The 9,031-nt window shown below is 69.3% G+C and carries 9 protein-coding genes and 1 tRNA gene; 8 read left to right on the top strand and 2 right to left on the bottom strand.

All coding sequences use genetic code 11. The annotated features are described in order from the left end of the window. The 4 genes from VNT59_RS12375 to VNT59_RS12360 form a co-directional block, all read left to right on the top strand. A partial coding sequence (locus tag VNT59_RS12375; protein WP_325498711.1) for an error-prone DNA polymerase occupies window positions 1-2,132 on the top strand: 2,132 nt, incomplete at its 5' end. Window positions 2,133-2,221: 89 nt separating this feature from the next. Further along, on the top strand, window positions 2,222-2,563 hold the full coding sequence (locus tag VNT59_RS12370) for a cupredoxin domain-containing protein (RefSeq protein WP_325498710.1): 342 nt from the start codon (window positions 2,222-2,224) through the stop codon (window positions 2,561-2,563). A 4-nt stretch (window positions 2,564-2,567) separates the two neighbouring features. Continuing rightward, window positions 2,568-3,419 carry an FTR1 family iron permease gene (locus VNT59_RS12365; RefSeq protein WP_325498709.1) on the top strand — a complete coding sequence of 284 codons (852 nt, stop codon included), beginning with the start codon at window positions 2,568-2,570 and terminating at the stop codon, window positions 3,417-3,419. Window positions 3,420-3,447: 28 nt separating this feature from the next. Continuing rightward, complete coding sequence (locus VNT59_RS12360) at window positions 3,448-4,191, top strand: hypothetical protein (protein WP_325498708.1); 744 nt, start codon at window positions 3,448-3,450, stop codon at window positions 4,189-4,191. 6 nt (window positions 4,192-4,197) lie between these two features. Here the strand turns inward: VNT59_RS12360 and VNT59_RS12355 are convergent. Continuing rightward, window positions 4,198-4,271: transfer RNA gene (locus tag VNT59_RS12355), tRNA-Gly, on the bottom strand. A gap of 68 nt (window positions 4,272-4,339) precedes the next feature. On the opposite strand from VNT59_RS12355, the gene VNT59_RS12350 reads away from it, so the two are divergent. The 4 genes from VNT59_RS12350 (at window position 4,340) to VNT59_RS12335 (ending at window position 8,211) form a co-directional block, all read left to right on the top strand. Continuing rightward, window positions 4,340-5,335: a sigma-54 dependent transcriptional regulator gene (locus VNT59_RS12350; RefSeq protein WP_325498707.1), complete on the top strand. Its 996-nt coding sequence runs from the start codon at window positions 4,340-4,342 to the stop codon at window positions 5,333-5,335. Window positions 5,336-5,503: 168 nt separating this feature from the next. Beyond that, a complete protein-coding gene (locus VNT59_RS12345; protein WP_325498706.1) occupies window positions 5,504-6,865 on the top strand; it encodes an acyclic terpene utilization AtuA family protein in 1,362 nt (453 codons plus the stop codon). A 14-nt stretch (window positions 6,866-6,879) separates the two neighbouring features. Further along, entirely contained in the window at window positions 6,880-7,200 is a 321-nt protein-coding gene (locus tag VNT59_RS12340) for a DUF4387 domain-containing protein (protein ID WP_325498705.1), read from the top strand. A gap of 33 nt (window positions 7,201-7,233) precedes the next feature. Beyond that, window positions 7,234-8,211: a tripartite tricarboxylate transporter substrate binding protein gene (locus VNT59_RS12335; RefSeq protein ID WP_325498704.1), complete on the top strand. Its 978-nt coding sequence runs from the start codon at window positions 7,234-7,236 to the stop codon at window positions 8,209-8,211. Window positions 8,212-8,290: 79 nt separating this feature from the next. Here the strand turns inward: VNT59_RS12335 and VNT59_RS12330 are convergent. Next, a partial coding sequence (locus VNT59_RS12330; RefSeq protein WP_325498703.1) for an aldehyde dehydrogenase family protein occupies window positions 8,291-9,031 on the bottom strand: 741 nt, incomplete at its 5' end.

Raw genomic sequence — 9,031 nt, 5'->3', positions numbered from 1 at the left:
GTTCGGCTGCGAACAGTACGGTTTGCTATTGCCTCAAGATCACCAACGCCGACCCTGCGGTCAACGACCTCCTTTTCGAGCGATTCCTTTCCGAAGAGCGCCGCGAACCGCCCGATATCGACGTCGATTTCGAGCACGAGCGGCGCGAGGAAGTGATCCAGTACATCTACGGGAAGTACGGGCGCGACCGGGCGGCGATCGCGGCCGTGGTCGCCACCTACCGCACGCGCAGCGCGATCCGCGATGTCGGCAAGGCCCTGGGCATCCCGGACGCGCTGGTCGACGCCTTCGCCAAGGAACATTTCTGGTTCGACGAGGAGGGGCTGCAGGTGCAGCGCCTGTGCGAGCGCGCCGCGCAGACCGGCGTGGCGATGGACGAACTGCGGGTCAGGCAGTGGCTGGAGCTCACCGACGCCTTGCGCGGCTTTCCGCGCCATCTGAGCCAGCACGTCGGCGGCTTCGTGCTGACGCAGGGCAAGCTGACGCGGCTCGTGCCGGTGGAAAACGCCGCGATGCCGGAGCGCTCGATCATCCAGTGGGACAAGGACGACCTCGACGACATGGGATTGCTGAAGGTCGACGTGCTGGCGCTGGGGATGCTCACCGCCTTGCGCCGCTGCGTCGACCTGGTGAGCCTGCGGCGCGGGCATCCATTCGAACTGCAGGACATCGAGGACCGCGACGAAGCGACCTACGACATGATCTGCCGCGCCGACACCGTCGGCGTGTTCCAGATCGAAAGCCGGGCGCAGATGTCGATGCTGCCGCGGTTGCAGCCGCGCCGTTTCTACGATCTGGTGATCGAGGTGGCGATCGTGCGGCCCGGCCCGATCCAGGGCGGCATGATCCATCCCTATCTCAAGAGCCGCGACCGTGTCCGCCAGGGCGGCGAGATCACCTACGAGCGCGACGAACTGAAGCCGGCGCTGGAGCGCACGCTGGGCATCCCGATCTTCCAGGAGCAGGTGATGCAGATCGCGATGATCGCCGCCGGATTTTCCGCGGCCGAAGCCGACCGCCTGCGGCGATCGATGGCGGCATGGAAGCGCCGCGGCGGCGTGCACCAGTTCCAGCAGCGGCTGATCGAAGGCATGCGCAGGAACGGCTATCGCGAGGCGTTCGCCGAGAACATCTTCAAGCAGATCCTCGGCTTCGGCGAATACGGCTTTCCCGAGAGCCACGCCGCCAGTTTCGCGCTGCTGGCGTACGACAGCAGCTGGCTCAAGTGCCACGAGCCCGAATGCTTCCTCGCCGCGATGCTCAATTCACAGCCGATGGGGTTCTACTCGCCGTCGCAGCTGGTGCAGGACGCCAGGCGCCATGGCGTTCAGGTGCTGCCGCCGGACGTCGGCGCCAGCGACTGGGACTGCACGCTGGAAATGGCGGCGGATCGAAAGGATGCCCGGTCGCCGGTGCGTCTGGGGCTGCGGCTGGTGGCCGGTCTCACCCGCGCCGGCGCCGAGCGGATCATGCAAGCCAGGCGGGAAGCGCCGTTCGCCAGCACCGAGGACATGGCGCTGCGGGCGCAGCTCGACGGGAAGGACGTCAATGCGCTGGCGGCGGGCGATGCGCTGCTTTCGCTTTCGGGGCACCGGCGCCAGCAGGTGTGGGATGCGCAAGCCTACCGGCGGCCGACCCGCATGCTGAGCGAGGCGCCGCTCAACGAGGAAACACTGGTCCTGCCGCAAGCCCCCGAAGGCGAGGAGATCGTCTTCGATTACGCCTCCCTGGGATTGACGCTGCGCCGCCATCCGCTGGCGCTGCTGCGGTCGCGCCTGGCCAAGATGCGGCTGCAGACCTCGGCCGAACTGAGCCATCTGCCGAACGGGCTGAAGGTGCGGGCCTGCGGCATCGTCACCGTGCGCCAGCAGCCCCAAACCGCCAACGGCACCATCTTCATCACGCTGGAAGACGAGACCGGCCCGGTGAACGTGATCGTCTGGAAATCGCTGCGCGAGCAGCAGCGCCAGGAGGTGCTGCTCTCGCGCTTGCTCGCGGTGGAAGGCACCTGGCAGCGGGACATGGAAAGCGGCGGGAACGTGCGCAATCTCATCGCCCACCGGCTGAAGGATCTGACGCCGCTGCTGGGCCGGCTGGGCCGGCAGCATCCCGGCAGCCGCGACTTCCATTGACGCGGCCCAAGAGCCCCTACCGATGGCTTGGATCTTGTATTTGCGAATGATTCGCATTAGAGTAGCGGAAATCCTCTCCAAGGCACTCCATGAAGATGTTGACTTCCATGCTCCTGCGCTCGGCTGCTGCGGCCCTGGCACTGTCCTGCACTGTCGCGCTCGCGGCCGATCCGGAAGCACTGCTCGTCATCAAGAACCACCGCTTCGAGCCGGCCGAGCTCAAGGTGCCCGCCGGCCAGCGGGTCAAGCTCACCGTCCACAACCAGGACGGCACCGCCGAGGAGTTCGAGAGCCACAAGCTCAACCGCGAAAAGATCATTCCGCCGGGCGGCAAGGTGGTGATCTTCATCGGCCCCCTGAAGCCGGGCAAGTACGAGTTCTTCGGCGAATACCACGAAGCCACCGCCAAGGGCGTGGTGGTCGCGGAGTAACGCGATGTTCGGGACGGCGCTCATCGTCTTTCGCGAATCGCTCGAAGCGGCGTTGTTCGTCGGGATCGTGGCCGCCGCCACCCGTGGCCTGCCGGGACGTCTCCGCTGGCTGGCCGCCGGCGTCATCGCCGGCGTGCTGGGCGCGCTGGCGCTGGCGGCCGGCGCCGGACAGATCAGCGCGATGGCCGACGGGGTCGGCCAGGACCTGGTGAACGTCGGCATCCTCGGCGCGGCGCTGGCGATGCTGGCGTGGCATTGCATCTGGGTCTCCGCCCACGCCAAGGAAATGTCGATGCAGGCCAGGCGCCTGGGCTCGTCCGTCCGCGAAGGCGGCCGCAAGCCCTGGGCCCTGATCACCGTGGTCGCCCTGGCGGTGCTGCGGGAAGGGGCAGAGACCGTGCTGTTCGTGGCGGGCCTCTCGACCGGCGGCTCCGACCACTGGACGATGGTGGCCGCCGGCGCCATCGGCGGGCTGGCCGGCGGCGTCGGCATCGGCGCCCTGATCTACTTCGGCCTGTCGCGCGTCAAGGCCCAGCACCTGTTCCAGGTGACCAATGCGCTGATCCTGCTGCTGGCCGGCGCCATTGCCAGCCAGCTGGCCCGCGCCCTGGCGCAGGCGGGGCTGGTCGACGCCTGGTCGACCGCGCTGTGGGACAGCTCGCATGTGCTGCCGACGGATTCCGCGCTGGGCGTGCTGCTGCATGCCCTGGCCGGCTACGACGCGCAGCCTTCCGGACTGCAGCTGGCGTTCTACGCCGGCACCGTGGTCCTGATCACCCTGGCCGCGCGCCGAGTGCGGCAGCGCCAGGGACGCGCGGGGCCGGCCCGGGGGCCGGTCCGCGCCCGCTCCTGCTGACAACAACACTCACTTCGAAAGAAACTTGATGCGAACCGCCATCCTGGCGGGGGCGCTGGCCGCCCTCTGCCCGTTGCTCCTGCCCACCGCCGCGCACGCCGGCCCCAACCAGTACGTGCACACCCCCATCGTCGAGGAAGGCGAGAAGGAAATCGACTTCAAGTGGGGCCTCGAGAAGCACCGCGACGGCTCGAGCGAAACCGCCACTTCGATCGGCTTCGGCTGGGGCGCGACGTCCTGGTGGTTCACCGAAATCTACGGCAAGTGGCACCGCGAGCCCGCCGCGCGCACCTCGTTCGACGCCTGGGAATGGGAGAACAAGTTCCAGCTGGCGCCCACGGGCAAATATCCGGTCGACGTCGGTTTCCTGCTCGAGATCGAGCGGCCGAAGGATCGCGCCGAAGGCTACGAGCTGGTGTTCGGCCCGCTGCTGCAGTCCGAGTGGGGTCCGGTCCAAGGCAACCTGAACCTGCTGTGGGAACGGCACGTGCGCGCCAGCGAACCGCATGACACCGAGCTCAAGTACGAGGCGCAGCTGAAGTACCGCGGCAGCGAGCGCCTCGAGTGGGGCGCGCAGGCTTTCGGCGAATTCGGCCGCTGGGACCACTGGTCGAAGTCGTCGCAGCAGGAGCATCTGGTCGGCCCCGCCATCTTCGGCAAGATCAAGGCCGGTGCGACCCAGGCGATCAAGTACAACGCGGCGCTGCTGTTCGGCGTGACCAACGCATCGCCGCGCACGGCGCTGCGGGTGCAGGCCGAATACGAGTTCTAGGGGGAGTGGAGCGGGCGATGGGAATCGAACCCACGTCTTGAGCTTGGGAAGCTCAGGTCCTGCCATTGAACGACGCCCGCGGACAGGCCGGCATTGTACGCGGCAGAATGGCGACGGCCGGCCGCCGCGGCCGATTTCGTCGCGATCCATGAAACATGCCCGCCTGCAACCCGCGCTGATCGGGGAGCACCCCTCGATGGTGGCCCTGCGCCAGCTGATCGCCCGCGTGGCGCGCAGCCGGGCCAACACCGTCCTGATCTACGGCGAGACCGGCACCGGCAAGGGCCTGGCCGCGCGCATGCTGCACGCGCTGTCGGATCGCGCCGGCGCCGAATTCATGGACATCAACTGCGCGGCCATCCCGGCCGAGCTGCTGGAGTCGGAGCTGTTCGGCCATGAGCGCGGCGCCTTCACCGGCGCGGTGAGCAAGAAGGAAGGGCTGATCGAGGCCGCCAACGGCGGCACCGTCTTTCTGGACGAGGTCCGCGAGCTCGATCACGTCATGCAGGCCAAGATCCTGACCCTGCTGGACACCCGGCGCTTCCGCCGCGTCGGCGCCGTCAGCCCGATCGACGTCGACGTGCGCTTCATCGCGGCCACCAACAAGGTGTTGCTCGGGGAGGTGAAGGCCGGGCGCTTCCGCGACGACCTGTACTACCGGCTGCAGGTCATCGCCATCAACATTCCGCCGCTGCGCGAGCGCGGCGATGACATCTTCCTGATCGCCGAGCACTGCCTGGCCAAGTACAACGAGCACCACGGCAGCCGCATGCGCCACCTCGACGACGACGTGCGCGCCGTGTTCCGCTCCTACCAGTGGCCGGGGAACGTGCGCGAGCTGGAGAACCTGCTCGAGCGCATCTGCCTGCTGGAAGACGGCGAGCGCGTGCGGATCGAGCACCTGCCGGCGCGCATCCTGCGCGAGGTCGGCCGGGCCCCGGCTGCCGAGGCGGCGGCCGCAACGGCGCTGCCGGAGCGCGGCTTCCACGCCGCCACCCGCGCCTACCAGGCCAGCCTGGTGACGCAGGCGCTGGCCCGGGCCGGCGGCAACCTGGCCGCGGCGGCCAAGACGCTGGGGTTGACCCGGCACGCCCTGCGCCACCAGATGGCCAAGCTCGGGATCGCAGGGGCGGGATCGGACTGACCGCCGTGCGCGGATTTCACGCGCGAGGCGTGAAATCCGCGCACCCCGGACCGGGGCGCTGGTCCGCAACTCGTTGATTCGAAAGCCGTTTGGGCGCTCGCCGTGGTGGCACGGTTCCTGCGACATGGCAGGACCGACGCCGCCGCGCCGGTTCACAACCCAGGACCCATGCAGCACCTCAAGATCATCTGCCCCAACGGCCACCTCGGCTTCGCCCCGCTGCGCACCGAGAGCTTCGAACTCGGCGTGCGGGCCGAGCCCCATTACATCGCCGCCGATTCCGGCAGCGACGACGTCGGGCCGGTACCGCTCGGCTCCGATACCTCCACCAGCCCCGAGGCCTGGCAGCGGCACGACCTCGAGCACATGCTGGTGGCGGCCCGGCGGCTGGCCGTGCCGATGATCATCGGGTCGGCCGGCGACACCGGCTCCAACAGCCGCGTCGACCGCTACGTGCGGATCATCCAGGAGCTCGCGCAGCAGCACGGCATGCGCAAGCTGCGGGTCGGCTATTTCTATTCGGAGGTCGACAAGGAGGCGCTGCGCGGCAAGATGCGGCGCGGACAGGTGGTGCAGGGGCTGGACGGCTTCGCCGACCTCACCGACAGCGAGCTCGACGCGACCGACCGCATCGTCGCGATGGCCGGCGTGCATCCGTACCTGGAACTGCTGCGGCGCGGCGCCGACGTCATCATCGGCGGCCGCAGCTCGGACGCGGCGGTGTTCGCCGCGCCGGCGCTGCACCACGGTTTCGCCGCCGACCACGCCTACTACCTGGGCAAGGTGCTGGAGTGCGCATCGTTCTGCGCCGAGCCCTACGGCGGCAAGGAAACCGTGATGGGCACCATCTCGGTCGAGGACGTGCGGGTCACCGCCATGCATCCGCAGCAGCGCTGCACGGTGGCCTCGGTCTCCGGCCACGCGATGTACGAACGCTCCAATCCCTACGAGGAGTTCTTCGCCGGCGGCCGGCTGGACATGTCCGGCTGCCGCTACGAGCAGCTCGACGAGCGCACCGCGCGCATCACGGGCTCGCGCTTCGTGCCGGACCGCAAGGTCCGGGTCAAGCTCGAAGGCGCCGGTCGCGTGGGCGAGCGCTTCGTCGGGCTGTGCGGCATCCGCGACCCGTACACGGTCGCCAACGTCGACCGGGTGATCGGCTGGGCGCGCGACCAGGTGCGGCAGCGCTTCGGCGAGACCGGCTACGAGCTGCACTACACCGTCTACGGCCGCGACGGGGTGATGGGCGAACTCGAACCGCTGCGCGAACGGCCGGGCCACGAACTGTGCGTCATGGTGCAGGGGGTCGCGCCGACGCGCGAGATGGCCGAGGAGGTCACCATGATCGGGCTGCGGCAGATGTTCTATGCCCGGCTGCCGGACGTGAAGGGCACGGCCGGGTCGGTCGCGTTCCCGCTGGACGAAGTGCTGCCGGCCAGCCCGGCCTACCGCTGGACCCTCAACCACACCGTCGAGGTCGAGGACCCGATGGAACTGTTTTCCGTCCACATGGTGGACGCCGGCCTCTGACAACGGGAGACTCCATGAGCACCCAGAAGCTTCACGAACTCGCCAAGACGATCCGCAGCAAGAACGCCGGCGTCAACAAGATCACCTTCGACATCATCTTCCGCGAGGCGGCGCAGTACGAGCGCGTCAAGCGTTCCGGGGCGGTCACGCGCGAGCGCGTGGCGGCCCTGTACCGCATCCCGCTGGAGCGGATCTCGGATTTCGTCGAATACGACCCGGCCTACGCGATCAAGTTCACGATCTACCGCCGCCATCCGAGCGGCTGCGCCGGCGACGCCGACATCTTCGGCGCGCAGCAGTACGCGCCGCTGCTGGACATCGACATCCCGGCCTGAGCGCGCCGAACCGCACACCAAGGAGACAACCCCATGCGCAGCTTTCTCATCCGGCTCGGCCTGGCGGCCGCAGCCTCGTGCCTGCTCCTGCCGGCCGGCGCCCAGCCCGACGCCGAGCCCAAGGTGCCGACGGTCATCAAGATCGTGGTGCCGTTCTCGCCCGGGGCGAGCAACGACGCGATCGCGCGTGCCGTGGCGCCGCCGCTGGCCAAGCGCCTGGGCACCACGGTGATCGTCGACAACAAGCCGGGCGCCGCCGGCGTGATCGGTGCCGACGCGGTGGCGAAGGGACCGCGCGACGGCTCCGTGCTGCTGCTCACGTCGTCCACCTTCCTCACCGCCGCGGCGACCCAGCCGCGGCTGCCGTACGACCCGGTCGCGGCCTTCGCCCCGGTGGCGATGGTCGGGCAGGGGCCGCTGCTGCTGGCCGTCTCGGCGCAGACCGGCATCCGCACGCCGGCCGAGCTGGTGGCCGCGGCGCGGGCCAAGCCCGGCACGCTGACCTACGGCACCTCGGGCATGGGGTCGATCGCGCACATGGCCACCGAGATGTTCAGCGACAGCGCCAAGGTGCAGCTGCGCCACGTCCCGTACAAGGGCGCCGCCAACGCGCTGATGGACATGGCAGCCGGGCAGATCGACGTGATGATCTCCAACTACTCGTCGCTCGCGTCGCAGATCAAGTCCGGGCGCGTGCGCCCCCTGGCCGTCACATCGCGCCAGGCCACGCCGGCCTTTCCCGACCTGCCGCCGCTCGGCAGCGTGGCGCCGGGCTTCGCCGCGGACATCTGGGTGTCGGTGCTGGCGCCGGCCGGCACGCCGGCACCGCTGGTGCAGCGGCTCAACCGGGAGCTCAACGCGATCGCCGCCACGCCCGAACTGCGCGCGCTGCTGGAGGCCGACGGCGCCGTCCCGGCGGCGCTGTCGCCGGCCGAACTGGCGCAGCGGATCAAGGAGGACCTGGCGGTGTGGAAGAAGGTCGCGGCCGAGAAGCGGATCGCGGTCGACTAGCCCGACAGCTCTCGCGCGGCGGCCGCCGGGCCCGTGCCTGCCCGGCGCGGGCGCGTGGCGCGCCCGCGCCCGGGGCGGCTTACTTCAGGATGTCGCCGACACAGAGGTACTTCATCTCCAGGTACTCCTCCATCCCGTGGCTGGAGCCCTCGCGCCCCAGGCCCGACTGCTTGACGCCGCCGAAGGGCACGTGCTCGGTGGCGATGATGCCGACGTTGATGCCCACCATGCCGTATTCCAGCGCCTCGCCGACGCGGAAGATGCGGCCGATGTCGCGGCTGTAGAAATAGCTGGCCAGGCCGAACTCGGTGTTGTTGGCCGCGGCGATCGCCTCCTGCTCGGTCTTGAACCTGAACACCGGCGCCACCGGCCCGAAGGTCTCCTCGCGCGCCACCAGCATGTCGCCGGTCGCCCCGGAGATCACCGTCGGCTCGAAGAACTGGCCCTGCAGCTTGCCGCCGCCGACCACGACCTTGGCGCCCTTGGACACCGCGTCCTGCACGTGCCGCTGCACTTTTTCCACGGCGGCATCCTCGATCAGCGGGCCCTGCACCACGCCTTCCTCGAAGCCGTTGCCGACCTTGAGCGCCTTCACCTTGGCCGCGAACTTCTGCACGAACTGGTCGTACACGCCGTCCTGGACGTAGAGGCGGTTGGCGCAGACGCAGGTCTGGCCGGCGTTACGGAACTTCGACGCGATCGCGCCCTTCACCGCCTCGTCGAGGTCGGCGTCGTCGAACACGATGAACGGCGCGTTGCCGCCAAGCTCGAGGCTGACCTTGGTGACGTTCTCGGCGCAGGCCGCCATCAGCTGCTGGCC

Origin of the sequence: Ramlibacter sp., from assembly GCF_035554825.1 — a bacterium.
Classification (GTDB): domain Bacteria; phylum Pseudomonadota; class Gammaproteobacteria; order Burkholderiales; family Burkholderiaceae_C; genus Ramlibacter.
The sequence above is the reverse complement of the archived record's forward strand: the minus strand, read 5'-3'. Positions and strand labels throughout refer to the sequence as shown.